The 17489-nt window shown below is 51.4% G+C and carries 17 protein-coding genes; 13 read left to right on the top strand and 4 right to left on the bottom strand.

The window, feature by feature from the left end; genetic code table 11:
* The first annotated feature begins 9 nt into the window (after nt 1–9).
* The 9 genes from DW835_RS06500 to DW835_RS06465 all read left to right on the top strand — a co-directional run bounded on the left by DW835_RS06500 (nt 10) and on the right by DW835_RS06465 (nt 9493).
* Nucleotides 10–1785 carry a CotH kinase family protein gene (locus tag DW835_RS06500; RefSeq protein WP_118669237.1) on the top strand — a complete coding sequence of 592 codons (1776 nt, stop codon included), beginning with the start codon at nt 10–12 and terminating at the stop codon, nt 1783–1785.
* 18 nt (nt 1786–1803) lie between these two features.
* Nucleotides 1804–2982, top strand: a complete 1179-nt coding sequence (locus tag DW835_RS06495; RefSeq protein WP_118730877.1) for a nucleotidyltransferase family protein — start codon at nt 1804–1806, stop codon at nt 2980–2982.
* A 40-nt stretch (nt 2983–3022) separates the two neighbouring features.
* Nucleotides 3023–3472 carry a lasso peptide biosynthesis B2 protein gene (locus tag DW835_RS06490; RefSeq protein ID WP_118669239.1) on the top strand — a complete coding sequence of 150 codons (450 nt, stop codon included), beginning with the start codon at nt 3023–3025 and terminating at the stop codon, nt 3470–3472.
* A 2-nt stretch (nt 3473–3474) separates the two neighbouring features.
* Nucleotides 3475–5262: an asparagine synthase-related protein gene (locus tag DW835_RS06485; protein ID WP_118669240.1), complete on the top strand. Its 1788-nt coding sequence runs from the start codon at nt 3475–3477 to the stop codon at nt 5260–5262.
* Nucleotides 5259–6194, top strand: coding sequence for a hypothetical protein (locus tag DW835_RS06480; RefSeq protein WP_022312380.1), 936 nt, complete (start codon nt 5259–5261; stop codon nt 6192–6194). Before DW835_RS06485 ends, DW835_RS06480 begins: the two co-directional genes overlap by 4 nt.
* Nucleotides 6195–6273: 79 nt before the next feature.
* Complete coding sequence (locus DW835_RS17935; RefSeq protein WP_022312381.1) at nt 6274–6450, top strand: hypothetical protein; 177 nt, start codon at nt 6274–6276, stop codon at nt 6448–6450.
* Between the two features lie 164 nt (nt 6451–6614).
* Nucleotides 6615–6878, top strand: a complete 264-nt coding sequence (locus DW835_RS06475; protein ID WP_243037075.1) for a PqqD family peptide modification chaperone — start codon at nt 6615–6617, stop codon at nt 6876–6878.
* 6 nt (nt 6879–6884) lie between these two features.
* A complete protein-coding gene (locus tag DW835_RS06470; RefSeq protein ID WP_118669241.1) occupies nt 6885–8564 on the top strand; it encodes an ABC transporter ATP-binding protein in 1680 nt (559 codons plus the stop codon).
* A complete protein-coding gene (locus DW835_RS06465) occupies nt 8534–9493 on the top strand; it encodes a hypothetical protein (RefSeq protein WP_118669242.1) in 960 nt (319 codons plus the stop codon). The genes DW835_RS06470 and DW835_RS06465 overlap by 31 nt, the downstream gene beginning before the upstream one ends.
* Here the strand turns inward: DW835_RS06465 and DW835_RS06460 are convergent.
* From DW835_RS06460 to DW835_RS06450, 3 genes are all read right to left on the bottom strand, one after another.
* Complete coding sequence (locus DW835_RS06460; RefSeq protein WP_022312385.1) at nt 9485–9664, bottom strand: hypothetical protein; 180 nt, start codon at nt 9662–9664, stop codon at nt 9485–9487. The genes DW835_RS06465 and DW835_RS06460 overlap by 9 nt on opposite strands.
* Nucleotides 9665–9765: 101 nt before the next feature.
* The gene (locus tag DW835_RS06455; RefSeq protein WP_118669243.1) at nt 9766–10602 is read right to left on the bottom strand and encodes a HAMP domain-containing sensor histidine kinase; all 837 of its coding nucleotides are present in this window, start codon (nt 10600–10602) and stop codon (nt 9766–9768) included.
* A 2-nt stretch (nt 10603–10604) separates the two neighbouring features.
* Nucleotides 10605–11297, bottom strand: a complete 693-nt coding sequence (locus tag DW835_RS06450) for a response regulator transcription factor (protein WP_118538238.1) — start codon at nt 11295–11297, stop codon at nt 10605–10607.
* A gap of 142 nt (nt 11298–11439) precedes the next feature.
* On the opposite strand from DW835_RS06450, the gene DW835_RS06445 reads away from it, so the two are divergent.
* From DW835_RS06445 to DW835_RS06430, 4 genes are all read left to right on the top strand, one after another.
* A complete protein-coding gene (locus DW835_RS06445) occupies nt 11440–12849 on the top strand; it encodes a sugar transferase (RefSeq protein WP_022312388.1) in 1410 nt (469 codons plus the stop codon).
* A 22-nt stretch (nt 12850–12871) separates the two neighbouring features.
* Nucleotides 12872–13060 (top strand): hypothetical protein, encoded by a 189-nt coding sequence (locus tag DW835_RS06440; protein WP_118503888.1) that lies wholly within the window; start codon nt 12872–12874, stop codon nt 13058–13060.
* A gap of 134 nt (nt 13061–13194) precedes the next feature.
* Complete coding sequence (locus DW835_RS06435; protein ID WP_118669244.1) at nt 13195–13506, top strand: PilZ domain-containing protein; 312 nt, start codon at nt 13195–13197, stop codon at nt 13504–13506.
* Between the two features lie 19 nt (nt 13507–13525).
* Nucleotides 13526–16708: a hypothetical protein gene (locus DW835_RS06430; RefSeq protein ID WP_118730876.1), complete on the top strand. Its 3183-nt coding sequence runs from the start codon at nt 13526–13528 to the stop codon at nt 16706–16708.
* A gap of 69 nt (nt 16709–16777) precedes the next feature.
* Here the strand turns inward: DW835_RS06430 and DW835_RS06425 are convergent, their stop codons facing one another.
* Complete coding sequence (locus tag DW835_RS06425; protein ID WP_145985618.1) at nt 16778–17281, bottom strand: hypothetical protein; 504 nt, start codon at nt 17279–17281, stop codon at nt 16778–16780.
* Nucleotides 17282–17489: the final 208 nt, after the last annotated feature.

The following is a 17489-nucleotide window of genomic DNA, read 5'->3' as shown; positions in this document are numbered from 1 at the left end:
AGGGAAGAAATGGATACAGAGAAAAAAACGGGGGAACGAATAGGAATCACGCTGGCACTGTTAGCATGTGTGGGATTTTCCGCTTTTCTGATCTGGCTGCAGCAAAGCCAAGAGAATGACAGACAGCAGCTGACACAACAGGTACAGGACAGCGGGCAGCGGGAAGAACAGACGGAAGGAAGCGGGCAGATCGAGATCCGGAGTCGTGTTACCCGGAGCAAAACAGGGGATCAGCCGGTATTTTCCCTGCCGGGAGGGTTTTATCCGGAGGATATTACGGTAGAGATCGCTGCACCGGCGGGAAGCAGTATCTATTATACACTGGATGGCACGGTGCCGGATCCGGAGAACGGAATTCTCTATGAGGCACCGGTGGAGATAACGAATATCTGCGGCAGTCCCAATGTCTACTCCGCCATTTCCACAGTGTCAGCCTACCAGGACTATGCGCCGTTTAATGACGTGGACAAAGCGGTGGTGTTACAGGCAGTGGCAGTAGATGCCGGAGGCAGGACAAGTAATGTCACCTGCGCCAGCTATTTTGTGGCTATGGAGGCCAGAGCAATGTACCGGGATCTGCCGGTGTTGTCGCTGACTGTGGATCCTGTGGAGCTGTTTGATTATTTTGGCGGCAATTATGTCACAGGTGTGGATTATGAGAATGCGCTGGCGGCGGATGACCTGCGGTTTGATTCTGCCAATTATTACCGGGGTGGAGAGATGAATGCCCATGTGGAATACTTCGAAGCGGACAGATATCTGACTTATGAGGGGGAGGTAATTTTAAGTTTGCGGAAGGACGGAAATCTGGATTACGGGCAGAAAAGTTTTCTTATGACGGGAGCGGATCCGGTGCCGGAGAGCAGTTGTGAGCTGTATGAGCTTTTCCGGGACGGCACGTTTCTTCTGTACGGGGGCGGCACGGATCATGTGGCCAAGAACAGACAGGTTTTAGAGGAACTGCTGTTAAAAGAAATCACGGATTTTACGCTGGAAGAGCGGAAGGGCTGTCTGGTGTTTGTGGACGGGGAGTTCTGGGGATTGTATCTGGTGGGCAGGGTAAATACGGCGGAAACCTTTGCCCGAAGAGCCGGCGGTTCCCCGGAAGAAATTCAGGTCATAGAGAACCGCTATCCCTCCCAGATCGCTCCGGAATACGGAGAACTGTACCGGCTGGTGACCGAGGGGAATGTTTCCGGACACGGAACGTATCAGAAGATCCTGGAGCAGATGGATCTGGAAAGCTATCTGGATTATTACTGTGCCAATCTCTATTTCGGTAATTCGCAGTTTGACTCTTTTTCCACCACTTTGTGGCGACGGGCAGGAGAAGGAGAGACGGGAAAATGGCACTGGGAATTCTCGGATGCCACGGATACTCTGGGACGGAATAAGGTCAGTAATTACAGTGTGAATACCTATCTGTGTCCGGGGGTGGCAGAAGATCTGTTTTTACAGGGATTGCTGAAAAATAAGGACTTTCAGACAGCGTTCCGGCAGAGAATGCGGGAATACGTGGAAGAACTGACGAAGGAAAAGGCAGAAGAGTATCTGACACCGCTTCTGGAAACTTACCGGGTGGCAGTGACAGCCACGGCGGAGCGCTACGGCCTGCGACAGACAGAGGAAGGATATCTGGCTGACGGGGATACGATTCAGGAATATTTTGCCTCACGGGGAGAATATATTCTGCGATATACGGAAGAGCTTATAACGCTTGTGGATCAGACGGAGGCTCCTGACGGAGTACAGGAAACGGTCACGGAAAGCGTACCTGAAGAATAAAGGGAAAGGGGACCGCGTATGGAAACAATGGCAGAATATCTGGCGGAACTGGTAAAGGCCGGATTGGAGGACAGAAAGGCGGCGTCTCTGCCAGAGGGAGTCTCTGTAAGGGAGATTGTAAAGATTTCAGAGGAGAACCATATGGATTATCTGCTTTTGGGAGCCTTGTTAAAAACAGATGGGCTTTCGGAGGAAGAAAAAGAGCTTTTGCGGGAAAAAGTACTGGGAAGCATGCTTTTTACCGGTATGCAGCTGCAGGAATTGAAGAAGCTGGAGGAACGGATGGAACAGGCAAAGATTCCCTGTCAACCCATGAAAGGAGCCCGGATGAAATTCTATTATCCGTCTCCGTTTCTGCGGGAAATGAGTGATATTGACATTCTGATCCACGGAGATTTCATGGAGCAGGCGGCAGTGGAACTGGAAGCCATGGGGTATGTCCTGCAACAGAAGATCAAGCATCATGATATCTATCGGAAAGCACCGGAAATCGTGGTGGAGGCGCACAGAGCCATGTATGACCGGACAGTGGACGAGAGGCAGTATGCCTATTTCTCGGATCTGTCCCGGGCGGTGCGCAGAAAGGGTTTTCTGTATGTGTATGATTTTGAGGCGGAAGATTTCTATATTTACATGATGGCTCATATGGCAAAGCATTTTTACAAGAGAGGCTGTGGTATCCGGAATCTGGTGGACATTTATGTGTTTCTGGAAAAATTCGGTGGGGAAATGAACGCAGACTATCTGCAAAAGCAGTTTGCGGGATTGGGACTGACGGCATTTACGGAGCATATGGAGAAGCTGGCCCGGATCTGGCTGCAGGGAGAGCCCGGTGAAGCGTTTTATCAGCAACTGTTTGACTATATGCAGGGGTGTGGAATCTATGGCAAGGATGAAAACGGTATCTGGAACCGGTTCTGCGATGCGCAGCCGGAGAAGGGAGAAAAGGGCCGAGATGTCCTGAAACGCTGGTACTGGTTCCCTCCTTATGAATATATGGTGTTGTATTACCCGTGGCTTTCGAGAAATCCCGTTGCGGGAAAATTTCTGCTTCCGGCAGCCTGGGGAATCCGGGCCGTCCGGGGTGTGGTCTGCGGCCGGGGAAAATACAAGCGGGAAATGCTGCGGCAGATCGATGCATCACAGATCGGTGTAAGACAGGATATCTACCGCAGACTGCAGTTACGTTTTCATTAGTCTGTTCCATTGAAATATTTATAAGGAGTGTAAGAAAGCCATGAAAAGTCCGTCAGGGTTTCTTTGGAAGAACCCATGGAAAAAAGAAACCTTACTTACCTATTATTATTCGGCGATCTTCCGCATGCAGCTGCTGCTCCTGCCGCCGGGGAAACTGCGGAAGGGCTGGGGCAGAGAAAACGAAGAATCCGCAGGAACGGCATCCCGGGAAGGATACCGGCAGGCGGCGCGTATCGCCCGGATCGTGGGAAAGGTCTGTGATAAGACTCCCTGGGAGAGTAAATGTCTGGTGCGGGCGCTGGCGGCCCAGAGACTGTTGTGCCGGCGGGGACTTTCTTCCACCCTGTATCTGGGGTGTGGCATGGAAGAAGGTAAAATGGTGGCCCATGCCTGGCTGCGTTTTGGGGAAATGTATGTGACCGGAGGGGACGGCGGCGGATATACTACCGTGGCCCGGTTCTGTAAGGAGGCTTCCGGAAAGAGGGGATAAGTATGTCGGCAATCTGGGGAATTGTGGATCTGAGTGTGGCGCAGTCAGAGGCACAAAGAAAAAATCGTGCAGGGAACCTGTGGGAAGAGGCTCTGCGGATGCGGCAGGCCTATAGGACGAGCTGCCTGGACCGGATACAGGAAAAAAGGGAGGCAACCTATTATCTGGCCTGCGGGGTACAGAATGTCACAAGGGAAGCTGTGGAAGAAAGATTCCCTTATGAAAGAAAGGGAGAGCGCAGAAGCCTGTTCGTGGCGGATGTGATCCTGGATAACCGCGGAGAACTGGTGCAGCGGTTTGGAGGCATCCGGGATCTGTGCAGCCATCCGGACGGGGAAATTCTGTATGAAAGCTTTTGCAGCCATCCGGAGGAAACGCTTGCCGTGGCCAGAGGAGCCTATGCCTGTGCGTATCTGGAGCCGGGGAAGCGGACCCTGACTTTGTTCAATGATGCGGTGGGAAACCGTTCGGTCTATTATTTTCAGGAGGAAAAAAGGGTCTATTTTTCCACGCTGCTTGCGGGGATCACCTGCGAACGGGAGAACTGGAAGGAAAATACGGGCTGGTTTGACCGGTTCTATACCATCCGGGATCTGCGGGCGGTGTCGGAACCCAGAGAGACACCCTATGCGGGGATCCTGCGACTGGCTCCGGGAGAAATTGTGGTATTTACTGAAGAAGGGGTGCACAGAAGGGAGTACTGGGATCCCTTTGCGGGACGGAGGATCCTGAGGGGGAAGACGGAAGCAGGGTACCGGGAGCTGGTGACCACGGTGTTCCGGCACTGCGTGGAGGATGTGATCCGGGAAGGCCGGGGTGGAAAAGAAACAGGAATTCTGTTAAGCGGCGGGCTGGACTCCAATGCGGTGGCGGCTTATGCAGCACCTTACCTTGCCGCCAGAGGAAAGAAACTGTATTCCTTTACTGCGGTGCCGGAGGAGAAGGAAAGAGCACGGATCCCGGGACAGTACGCTGTGGAGGATGAGAGAAGCAGTGTGGAACTGGTGCGGAGATTTCACGGGAATCTGGAACCGGAGTATCTGGTGACCAACCGGGGAGATCTGCTGGCGGAGAACCGGAGGCTGTGGGAAGTTCTGGAAGTTCCCTGTAAAGCGGTACTGAATCTGCCCTGGATGTATGAAAGTTATCGTCTGGCAGCTCAGAAAGACTGTGGGATCCTGCTGTCGGGACAGTACGGAAATATTACCATATCCTATGGGGATTTTCGAAGCCTGTTCCTGACACTGCTACATCAGGGAAGAATCAAAGAACTGGTGCGGGAGATCAATGTCTACAGCAGAAAATACCGCAGGAGCCGCAAGTGGATCTGGCGGGATCTTCTCACGGCGGAAGCCGGTGGGGATCATGAAGCGGTGTCCCGGTATATGTATGACAAAAGTGCCTTGCGGCAGATCGGAGAATATGAAGTAAAGCTGTCTCTGGCCACCGGAGTGGTGCCCAGAGATCCCACCAGAGACAAGCGGCTGATCGCACTGGTGCTAAGTCTCCCGGTGGAACAGTTCACCCATGCCGGGCAGGAGAGACGCCTGGTTCGGCAGTATTTACAGGGGAAGATCCCGGAAGAGATTCTGGCGGATGAATTCCACAAGGGAAGACAGGGCGTGGGAAGCGGGGAACTGCTCGCCTTGCAGTGGGAACGGATCTGTGAGGAACTGTCGGGGATTCCGGGTGAGACGATGTCCGGGGAAAACGGGCACTCAAAAGCAGACATGGTGCGTGGCTTTTATGTGGGCCTGGCACAGGAATATCGGAGAAGGTTTGAGGTATGATGGAATATTTTTACAGAATCTACGGACTGCGGGTGCAGTCGCAGATCCCCTTTTCGGAGGCAGTACCGGAGACGGCGGGAGAGGCAGAGGTAAAAATTGTATTCGGAAGGATGCCGGATTTCCTGCTGGAAGCGGGACAGAAGGGCTACGGGACCTGGACAAACGGCTTTGTATCGGCCTGGTTCCGCATCCGGGACGGAACACAGGTCTATGTGGAAGGGGGCAGTAGGATCACCGTGGAGCTTTCGGAGGAACCGCAACTGCTTGTGATCACTTCCCTGTTGCTCAGTGCCGGGATGGCACTGGTCTGTCTGCAGAGGGGGGAACCCTTTTTTCACGGAAGTGCATTGTATACCGGGGAACAGGCCATTTTACTCTGTGGGGAGAGCGGGGCCGGGAAGTCTACGGTGGCCATGGAATTGTTGCAAAGAAAGCTTGGATTTCTGGCGGATGACACAGTGAGGGTGCATCCGGGAACTATGGGGATGCTGGCGGAGCCTTCCTACCCGCAGCAGAAGCTTTGTCGTGATATGGCGCTGAAATGCGGGAAGCCGCTGGAAGAACTGATCTATATTGACGAAGAGAGGGACAAATATGCCTGGCGCAGACAGGATTGCTATCGGAAAGAGGCGGCGCTCCTCGGGAAGATTTTTTTGCTGCGAAAGGATGCTGTGGCCGGGTGGCAGGATGCGGTGCAGAATACCGGGGAAGAGGCAGTGAGTATCCAAAAGCTCACCGGGCAGAAAGCACTGGAGACTTTGAGCAGCCAGTTGTATCTGGCGGATACCTACCGGTACAGTACCGGGATTCCGTATCCTTTGATGGAACAGTTGGTCCGGATCGCAGGGCAGGCCGGAATCTATGAAGTGATCAGGCAGTCGGACAAGGATACACTCCACGAGGTCGTAACGAAAATCTTACAGTTTTGTTAGAAAGAGGGTATTTTTACAGGGAAATTATTATAATCAGAAATGTAAGAAATCATAAAAATGTAATAAGGAGGAATGGAAAATGAAAGCATGGAGTCAGCCCGAAATGGAGGAACTGAACGTAAGAGCAACGGCTTACAGCCCTAAGGGAGGTCTGATCGAGGACGGCGTTTACCAGTCCGATGACGGTAAGTATACTATCCCCACTTACGGTCCTTCTTCCGGCAATTCCGGAGAACCTACCGTAGACGTACAGTAGTTTTCGGACTGTATGAGAGGAAAATGCCAGAATGGATCAGGGAAGCTCATGGTTACATGGGCTTTTTTGGTGTATATGATGAGTCAGCCTGCTCGATTAACAGACGGAGACAGAGCGTGTAAAAGAAGGGAGAACAGAAAATGGACAAAACGGCAAAAATCCGAATGAAAGCGAAAAGGAATGTGACGGACCTGGCGGGAGAAAAGGTCATGGTGGATTTCGAACAGGGGAAATATTTCTGCATCAAAGGTGTGGGAAACGACATCTGGGATATGCTGGACGGGCAGGAAGGCGAAGACGGCATAACGGTGGAGGCTATCTTACATAAACTGATGGAAGAATATGAAGTGATGGAAGAGGTGTGTGAAAAAGAGGTGCTGGCATTTCTGGACAAACTGGAACAGGCGGGGATCCTGGAAGAGGTGTAGACACATATGGGAAAAATAAGAGGAAGAGATTATATTTCCTGGTTGTGGCAATATACCGCTCCCTATGCGGGCAGGATTGGTCTGCTGTTATTGTTTGGATTGTTGGAGACTTTTGCCTCGCTGGCCATGGTGCAGATCACCAAGGAGATCATTGATCATGCCACAGTGGGAAGCGGTTTCGGACGGCTGCTTACGGGTTATGTGCTGCTGTTATTGGGAATGCAGGGAATCTCGGTGTTGTCGACACTGCTTACTGCACTGGTAACGGAGCGGTTTTCCTTCGGGATCCGACGGCAGATCTATGAGAAGATCCTGCATTCTGGCTGGCGGGAAGTGACGGCCTATCATACCGGTGATCTCATGACAAGACTGACCAGCGATGCGGGAAATGTGGCGGACGGTATTGTGGGGACGATCCCTAATATCTTACAGCTGGGGATCGAGTTGGTACTGGTGTTTTGTATGTTGTTTTATTATTCCCCGCTCCTTGCGGTGTTTGCCCTGCTGGTGGCACCGGTGGCAGCCCTGTGCTCCTGGTGGCTGGGAAAACGCCTGAAACGGTTACAGGGGAAAGTGCAGGAGAGTGAGTCGGAATACCGTTCCTTTTTGCAGGAAAGTCTGGCCAACCTTCTGATCGTAAAGGCTTTTACCGGAGAGGACCGGGCGGTGGAGCGCCTGACAAAGCTGCGGGAGGAACGGTTCTACTGGGTATACCGCAAGACCGGACTGGGAACCGCCAGTTCCACGGTGATGTCACTGGCTTTTCAGGGAGGATATCTGATAGCATTTTCCTACGGGGCATGGCAGCTGTCGAGACAACAGATCACCTACGGTACTATGTCGGTATTTCTGACACTGGTGAACCGGGTACAGGCGCCGATCCTGGGACTGGCCCAGCAGATTCCCCGGATCATTGCCCTGTTGACTTCCGCCGGGAGAATCATGGAGTTACAGAGAATTCCCGGGGAGCAAAGGGCAGCCGGAGAGATCCGTGGATGGGAGATCGGAGTGGAGCTTCGAAATGTATGCTTCGGATATACCAGGGAACCGGTGCTGAAACGGGTGAATCTGAAGATCTGTCCGGGAGAATTTGTCGCCATTGTAGGAGAGTCCGGTATCGGCAAGACAACACTGATCCGCATTCTGATGGCCTTTCTGGAAACGGGAGCGGGAACGGTGGATTTCTACAATGGCAGCGGACAGAGGCAGGAGACCGGAGCTTTCGTCCGGAAGTTTATTGCCTATGTCCCCCAGGGGAATACTCTGTTCAGCGGAACCGTGAGAGAAAATCTGCAGATGGGCAGAGAAGATGCTTCGGAGGAAGAATTGTGGGCGGCCCTGAAACTGGCTTCCGGAGAAAATTTTGTCCGGTCACTGCCGGAGGGGCTGGATACCGTCATCGGGGAAAGAGGGCATGGCCTGTCGGAAGGACAGGCGCAGCGGATCGCCATTGCCAGAGCCTTTTTGCGGAGAGCACCGTTTCTGATCCTGGATGAGGCCACCTCGGCGCTGGATGAAGCTACGGAGGTCGCTGTATTGCAGGGGCTCCGGGCATTAGAACCGAGACCCACCTGCCTGCTTATCACCCACAGGAAGGGTGTTTTAAAATATTGTGACAGAGAACTTTGCATCCGGGAAGGGAGTGTGACGGAAGAATGCAGTACCACTACTATCTGTACGGCATGAGGGTAACAGCGGATCTGGACTTTGTACAGCTGGATCCGGTGCGTTTACCGGAGGATGACAGGGACTTCGGACGGGAAAAGGTCCGGATCCGGGCGATGGACGAAGAGGAGGAAGCACAGTTTCGGAAAGAACACGGAGACTGCGTCTGCGGAAGTTTTTTGGGTACAGAAAAAGGCTGGTTGTGTAATCGTACGCTGGCCATGAGTGTGGAGCGGGGACAGGTGATCCGGTATCACATCCGGAAGGGAGGAGATCCCGGAGCGGTACGAACCTATCTGCTGGGCTTTGGAATAGCAATGCTCAGCATTCAGCAGGGAAAACTTCCCATCCATTGCAGTGCGCTGGCAACTCCGGAAGGTGGTGCGATCCTGATCGCCGGAGAGAGTGGCGCGGGCAAGTCCACACTGACGGCAGAACTGCTGAAACGGGGGTATCGTTTTCTGGCAGACGATATGGCAGTGGTGGACATTTCCGGAAAAGAAGGGGTGTGGGTGTATCCGGCTTTTCCTTATATGAAGCTGTGCAGGGATGTGGTGCTGAGGCAGGGATATCCCCCGGAAGAACTTTTGTATATTGATGAAAAAAAGGACAAATTTCTGGTGCCCTGTACCGGGGTATTTCAAAGGGAAAAGGCCAGACTGGAACGATTTGTTTTTCTGGGAATCCGATGGAAAAAAGAGGCGGAAGATAAGTCCGGGAAGATAAAAGCAGAAAAAATCACAGGTCCCGACAGCATGATCGTGTATAAAGACAATCTGTTCTTAAGACATCTGTGGAAAAAACAGGATCCGGGAATGGAAATCTGGCAGAACTGCCTGAAAATAGCGGAGCAGATACCGGTCTTTTGGATAAGGAGACCGGCAGCAGGTGATTCCACTGCCGAGGTGGCAGCGGAAGTACACGCACTGCGAAACGTCGTGTCAGCTTAAGAACTCTTCCGGTTCCTCAGAAGGCTGCGGGGGCTGACAGTCGCCGCCACCGGGATGGTGTCCGGGATGATGTCCTCCTCCGCCGGGATGTCCGGGGTACCAGGGAAACCATCCACAGGCGGTCTCGGATACCTTCAGTTCCATCAGTTCAGGTTGTGTCCAATGCTTCATAAGAATTCTCCTTTCCGTCTGCCTTATGCAGAGATGTACACGGGGAAAGTCCCTGTGTGACTACAGCATAGGGAACACAGGGGCGGAAGTAAAGAAATGTATCATGATTGTAAGAATTTTGCAGGAAGTGTCACAGAAAAGATACTGCCTGCACCGGGGGCATTTTCGCAGGACACGGTTCCGCCGTGACGTTCTGTGATCGTCTTTACAATGGCCAGTCCCAGACCACTGCCGGTGGCAGAACCGGGAGTTCTGGCGGAGGAGACGGTGTAGGTGCGGTTAAAGATCCGCTCGAGGTCCTCCGGCGGAATGCCGGGCCCCTCATCGGTCACGGAGATCCGGAGAGAAGTAAGGTCAGCGGAAGGCGCGGCAGACAGAGTGATTTTCGTTCCGGCGGGAGCATATTTTGCGGCATTGCTGAGCAGATTGTCCAGAATCCGTATCAGTTTTCCGGGATCTGCAAAAAGGGTGGCATGGAGATCCTGCGATACAGATAAACAGAGAAGATGACCGGCATAGTGGCTGTCCGGAAGTGCGGTATAGAAATATTCTTCCAGAAAGGCCGGGGCATCCAGTTCCTGAAAGGAAAAGGCGTGGGAAGGATCCTCCAGAGTGAACAACTCGTACATATCCCGGATCAGATGTTCCAGTGTCCCAGTCCGGTGATCGATCAGGGTGAGGGCACCTTCGATATCCTGTGCAGACAGAGACTGTCCGGAAGTAAGATAATCCACGGCACTGCGGATGGCAGTGAGGGGAGCCCGCAGATCATGGGAGAGATTGGCCAGCATTTCCGTACGTTCCTGTTGCAGGTGTTGCAGGGAGCGATTGCTGGCATTTAACTGCGCGGTGATTTCCAGCAGCCTGCGGGACAGTTCTTCCACGGTCTCCTGTTCGAGAGAGGGAGAACGGAAAACGGGGCGGGAATTTTGTGCCATGGTCAGATACCTCCTTTCAGAAAACGATACCCTTTGGACCAGACGGTCTCGATGCGGTTCTCCAATTCGTAATTGCCCTCGAAACGTTTGCGGAGACGGCTGACATTGACCATAACGCTGCGTCTGTCACTTTCCCGGTAGACACCGAAGAGAGCCGTTCCCAGTTCCTCGAAGGTGATGTCCCGGTCCGGGTGTTCTGCCAGATACAGCAGGACTTCATATTCCCGGTTGGCGAGACACAGATCCTGTTCCCGGTAGAAGGCCTTGTGGGCTACCCTGTCGATGGAAAGATTTCCGATCGTCAGTACCAGATCGGAAGAAGCCTGCGCCAGTTGTCTGCGCCTGCGGATCAGGAGGTCCACCCGGGCTTTCAGCTCCCGGAGACTGTAGGGTTTGACCAGATAATCGTCCCCGCCGCAGGTAAGTCCCCGGATCACATCTTCCTCGGAACTTCTGGCAGTGAGAAACAGGATCGGCACAGAGGAAAAAGAGCGGATGTAACGGCACACCCGGTAACCGTCGGCTTCGGGCAGCATAACATCCAGTAAGATACAATCCGGAAGATTCTTTCGAATGGATAAGACGCCTTCCCGGGGGGAGATGGCAGTATACACGGTGAATCCCGCACCGGTGAGATATTTCTGATTGATCGCCAGCACTTCGGCATCATCATCGATCAGCACAAGCTTGAACATAGTATTATCTTACCTCCTTTGCTGGTGCTATTTTAGCATGGGGGAAAAACGATTGTCACCAAAGGAAGGTCGACAGAGAGAGACAAAGGACAGCGGAAAACGACAGACCGGATGAAAAAGTGACACGAGAAGGGGGAGAAAAATGAATCGGTCAAATACGAGTGCAAATAAGGATATCGGACACATAGTAAAGGATATGCTGCGGCTTCTGGTGGCTTATGGAGTGGCTGTGTTATTTATGGGAAGAGCATGGAGCCTTCGGACACTTGGGGGTATGACAGGGCTGGCAGCGATATTCGTGCTGCTTTATGTATTGGGAAAGGAAGAGCAATATCTGTATAATGTGACCCTGTTCGGTTATCCGGACAGGATACAGCGGCGCAGAACAGGATCGTTTCTGGTGGCAACAGCGGCAACCGTGGTCCTGCTGCCATATATTACAGAGGATCAGAGGGGATATTTTCTGTTTCTGATCCTGGCGTACAGTCTGGAAAGCGTACCGTTGCTGCGACACGGCAGATGCTGCAGAGACATGGAAAGAAATCGCGGGGAAGTGCCGCGTACCGCATTTGTGGGAAGAAGGGCGCAGTACAACAAGTTTCGGTATTTTTTGAAGAAGACCAGCATCCCCATGGAGCTTGTGGGGTATATTGCGGCATCGGCACAGGAACTGGCACAGATTTCAGAAGGAGATGCAGGAGAATATCTGGGAAGTCTGGAAGATCTGGAAATGCTGATCCGCCGGTACCATCTGGATCAGATCTATATTCTGCAAAAGCGCGAGGAACAGCTTTTTTCCATGCAGAAATATGTGGATCTGTGCATTGATATGGGGGTGACGGTACGGATGGTGGTGGATTTCTATAAGAGGCGCAGAGCCGACAGTTATGTAAGCTGTGTGGGAACCTATCCGGTCATCACCTACCATACGGTGACGTTGAATACCGGAGAACAGGTGATAAAACGGATCATGGATGTGGCAGGAGGCCTGGCAGGGATCGTTTTGTTTTCTCCGGTGATGTTATTGGCGGCGCTGGCCATTAAGCTGGATTCCCCCGGTCCTGTGATCTTCCGGCAGACCCGGGTCGGGAAAAACGGCAGGACATTTCAGATCTATAAATTCCGTAGCATGTATGTGGATGCGGAAGAGAGAAAGTCAGAGCTGCTGTCGCAAAATGAGATCGCGGGGGGCGTAATGTTCAAGATCCGGGAGGATCCCCGGATCACCCGGGTGGGCAGGATCCTGCGGAATTTAAGCATTGATGAGCTGCCACAGTTTTTTAATGTGTTGGGAGGTTCCATGAGTCTGGTGGGAACGAGACCGCCGACCCCGGACGAGGTGGAGAAATACGGCACAAGGCAGTGGCGGCGGATCAGTATCAAGCCGGGCTTGACGGGCATGTGGCAGGTGAACGGCAGGAGTCTGGTGACGGATTTCGAAAAGATTGTGGAGCTGGATGTGGAATATATTGATAACTGGTCACTGATGGAGGATATCCGGATTTTGTGCAAGACGGTGACAGTGTTGTTAAAGCATGCGGATGCGTATTAGAAAGAGAGGCAGAAGAGGTGGAATGAAGATGCATGGAACCCGGGTGAACTGGGTAGGAATGACCGGTGCCGTGGTATTGTTTGGATATGGATGGTGGAGAGAACCGTTGGCGGCGGTGCTGGGAGGGATGATCCTGCTTGCGGATCTGCTGGCCATGGAGGTGAGTGTAAGGAAAAGGGATGGGAAAAATGCTAAGAATACAATGTTTTGAAAAAAATGTAAAAAAAAAGAAAAATATTTCTGTTTTTCTGAACCTTTTTTCTGAGACGGAGAGTCTTAATAGATAAGACAGAATAAAAGGGGCGTTTTAACAGGCATCTCTGGAAGAAAGGAGCAAAAGGGGACATGGAAGAACGAAGACGGATCGACCGTGTGGGCTACCAGGCAAAGAGTGTTATCGTGGTATGTGATACCGGGGAAAGCATTTTTGTGGAGACCCGGAATGTCAGTCCGCTGGGCATAGCCTTTACGATGCCGGCAGGATCTCCTGACCTTAAGGGGAAAGACATCATAATCGTAGCGGATACGATGATCATGTATGCAGATGTCACCAGACAGGAGGAGCAAGAAGACGGAAATTTTAAAGTAGCTATTTCGGCAAAGAAGTTCACGCCGGAGGTGCTGCAGTATTTATTTGAACATATTGTTGAAACATAGAATGGAGAGGAAAAATCATATGAGAAAAAACAGTAAGAACGAAAAAGTGATTCGTGCTATGGCGATCGGCATTTCCGCAATGCTGATGGCATCTTCACCGTTGACTGCACTGGCAGCAGAAGGAGAGGGGAATTCTTCCGAAGGAAACGAGGATAAGAACATTACAGTGACACCGGAAGCCGGTGTATGCGATCAGGCGGAAGCAGCCGCAAAAGATGCTGACAAGGCTGTAGAGGGCGCCGAAAAGAGTGCCGCTGATGTGAAGGCGGAAGTGGTTGACAAGGTGGCAGCCGGAGATGTGAAGGATGCCGGGGGAAAGGATCTGTCTCAGGACATTCTGGATGCCAATGCCAAAGTAGAGGATAAGACTGTTGAAGACGGTTCATCCCTGAAGGATGCAGAGTCTGCCGTAGAGAATGCAGATACTGCGCTGGGGGTTGCGGAAGCCAATGACAAGCTGTCCGACGCAGAACTGAATAAGGCAGCTGATGCTGCGGCAAATGCAGGACAGACTGCGGCAGAAGCAAAGGATGCCATGCAGGCTTCCCAGGATAAGGTAAATGGACAGATCGAGAATATCAAGGATGCTGCTTCTATCACCGATGCCAATGCTGCCTATGAAGAAGTAAAGACTACCGTGGATCAGGCACAGGCAGATTTTGATGCAAAGCTCGGGGAGTACAATACCGCCAAGGCAGCTTATGAAGAAGCCGCAAAGAAACTGGCGGATTATGAAAAGGCATATGAGGATGCGGTAAACAGTGCAGATGCCAATGCAGATGCCGCAGCTACTGAGTTGAAAGCAGCGCAGGAAAATGCAGAAGCACTGGCAAAGGCTCTGGAAGCTGCCAAGAGCGCAGTGGATACCTCCGCAGCAGGTGCCATGGATATTGCAGATAAGGAAGCTCTGACACAGGGAGATCAGGGACTTAACTGGAAAAATGAGGATAAGCTTTTTATTTCCATTATGCAGAATTATTATCTGCCCGAGGTACTGAAGATCACTGCCGATGATATTAAGGTTGTCCGCAGACAGGGTGAAGACAATAATACCAAGAATTATTTTGAAGTAACCTATACCGATGAGAATGGTAATAAGCAGACAAAGTATTACAACTATGTGATGGATGACAAACAGACTTCCAAGGACAATATCGTGATCTTTGAGAAGCGAATTGAGGAAGTAAACTGGAAGACGGCGCAGGAGACCAATCCGGATCAGTATGTGAAGGAAAACGGGGATACTATCACTGTTTCCGAAGTGGAAAAAGGTCTGAAAGACGGAACCATTATTGCAGTAGATGGAAAGAAAGTGATCAAGAACGACGGAACCGAGAGTATCATTATTTCTGACAATAACCAGAAGACCGAAAACGGCGAGGTTGATACTGATGTAAATGAGGTTACCGAGAAGGAATCCTGGAAACTGGATGAGAACGGCAACCTGGTCAAGACCGTGACCGCTGATGTGACCACCATCACCTATACCGATGCAAAATTCACTTCTTCCGAACAGTATCAGACAGTGGCAGAGAGAGATGCTGCAGCTGCTGAAAAGGAAAAGGAATTGGAAAATGCCAATAACGGTAAGGAAGCAACCGTTACAGGAACAGAAAAAACGGATTATACTTATACCGGTAACGGAACCTACATTCCTACCTTTACGAAGACTGTGAATGTGAAGGATGAAGAGGTTGAATGGAAGCATACAGATAAAAAGACGGATTATGGTGTAAGAACAGAGGAAGAAGCAGTAGCAAAGGTTACGAAAGAGCAGGAGAAGGCGTTAAGCAATAAGATTAACGATGATGACGACTTATACCTGATCGGTGTAAGCAGTGATCTTAAGGTAACCGGCTATACAGAAGATCACTGGTATGATGATTCCGACTTCCTCGTATCCGGCACTGTATCCGCAACCTACGCAAAGGTTACCAAGAAAACTGTCGATCAGAGTACCTTCGGTTCTCTTTGGAATGATATCAAAGCCCTGTTTGGTAATGGAGAAGCTACGAACAAGAAGCTGGAAGATGCAGCCAGAAAGGCAGTCGAGGCAGAAGGCGGTATTTTCGTAAGTGCCAACTGGGATGACTGGAAGTTCGGCAAGGCAACCATCCGCTATGTGGCAGGTGTCAGCGTTAAGACCGATGAGAAGACCTCTGCTGAGGAGGCACAGAATGCGGTACAGGATGCAGCACTGGCACAGGCAAAAGCAAGTGGCGCAACCGGTGTGTACAATGTGAAGACTACAGATACCGATACCATTGCTCATACCAGCTATTCCTATGAGATTGATTATCTGGAGAAAACCGGAGAGACCACAACCAATACTGCTGTCAGAACTGAGACTTATGAAAATGCAGAAGTGCTGACCGGCCAGATCATCCAGAACCTGAATTACATTCAGGGCAACATTAAGCTCACCCAAAAGGATGAAGCCTATCGTAAATTCGTAGATGATGCCAAGGCTCTGACCCAAAAGTATCAGAAGCTGTTACAGGATGCACAGGACGCACAGGGTAAGGTGGAAGATGCACAGGGCAAGGTAGAAGAGCTGAAGGCAGAGATCGAAGCTCTGAAGAGTAACAGAACCAGTAACCTTGGAGCTCTGGAGGAACTGGAAGGAAAGCTGACCGTGGCTGAACAGAACAAAAAGGATGCAGAAGATACTCTGAAGGAGATTCTGGACAGCCTGGATGAGGCAGGCGGAGAGTTGGATAAGGCGATCGAGCGTCTGACTCCCGCACCTACACCCGGAACACCTGCAGGTGGAGAAGGTGAGACCGGGGGTGCTGGTGATACAGAGGAAGGCGGCGCCGGAGAGGCAGCAACAGTTGTTACACCTGTTGCACTGGCAGCAGCACCCGCAGCACAGGCAACCGTAGTGGCACAGAACCAGGCAGCAGCACCCGTTGTACAGATCGCTGACGAAGCAGCACCTCTTGCAGAAGCAGCTCCTGCAAATACACAGGAAACCGTTCAGGCAGGTTCCGATAAGGAAGAGACCAAGGAAGCCGTAAATATCGAAGAAGAGGCTGTTCCCCTGGCAGATGTTGCCGTAGAGAGCGAACAGGCAAAGATGTCCTGGTGGTGGTGGCTGATCATTCTGATCCTCGGTGCAACCGGATATGAAATGTACAAGAAGCACAATGAGAAGAAGCTGAAGGCTCAGGCAGAAAATGCAGGAGATATCGAAGAATAAAAGATAACAAAAAAGACATCCATTGGGATTTTCCCGGTGGATGTCGTTTTTTAGACCTTGGAAAGCGGATTACTCGAAGAGCTCTTCAACTTTTTCCAGATTACCGTCTCCGGTCAGAAGAAGAGTCACTGTGGCCTGGGCACTGCTGATATCGGTTGTCCCCTCAACGCATAATTCACCGTCAGTATTGTAGAGAGCCCATTGGAACTCATTGACAGAGGAGGGCCAGTCTGCTTCCATAGAGATCGATTCCTGATCCGACAGGGAATCCATATTTACCTGTTCCCCGGTCACGGGATCAATGACCGCTACCATACCGATTTCGATGCCGCACATATTGACTACTGACAGAGTGAGTGCCCTGGTATCCTCCGAAGTGGATTCTATGGCAGACGAATCGGAATCCGGGGAAACATCGGCAGGCTGGGCGGCAACAGTCTCAGACGGGGAGGTGGAAGCAGTCGTGGCGGAGGATGTATCCTCTCTGTCAGAATTCTGACTGCATCCTCCGAATAACAGACAACAGGACAATATACTTACAGCAAAAATATGTCGTATGAAAATTTTTTTCATAATAATCTCCATTCTGCAGACGATTCCTTCCGTCGGAGAAATCGCGAATCAAATTTCAAATTTGATTCTGCGATAAGGGCTGCTTTGTGACGCCTGCAGCACAAATAGCCGTGTGAAAATCTATATCACCATTATATCGGATTTCACATAAAAAGTAAATTTATGCGATAAAAATTTCCGGAAGCAGACCGGTAGGAATTCCTGAAAA

Origin of the sequence: Clostridium sp. AM34-9AC (assembly GCF_003480225.1) — a bacterium.
Taxonomy (GTDB): Bacteria; Bacillota; Clostridia; order Lachnospirales; family Lachnospiraceae; genus Acetatifactor; species Acetatifactor acetigignens.
The sequence above is the reverse complement of the archived record's forward strand: the minus strand, read 5'-3'. Positions and strand labels throughout refer to the sequence as shown.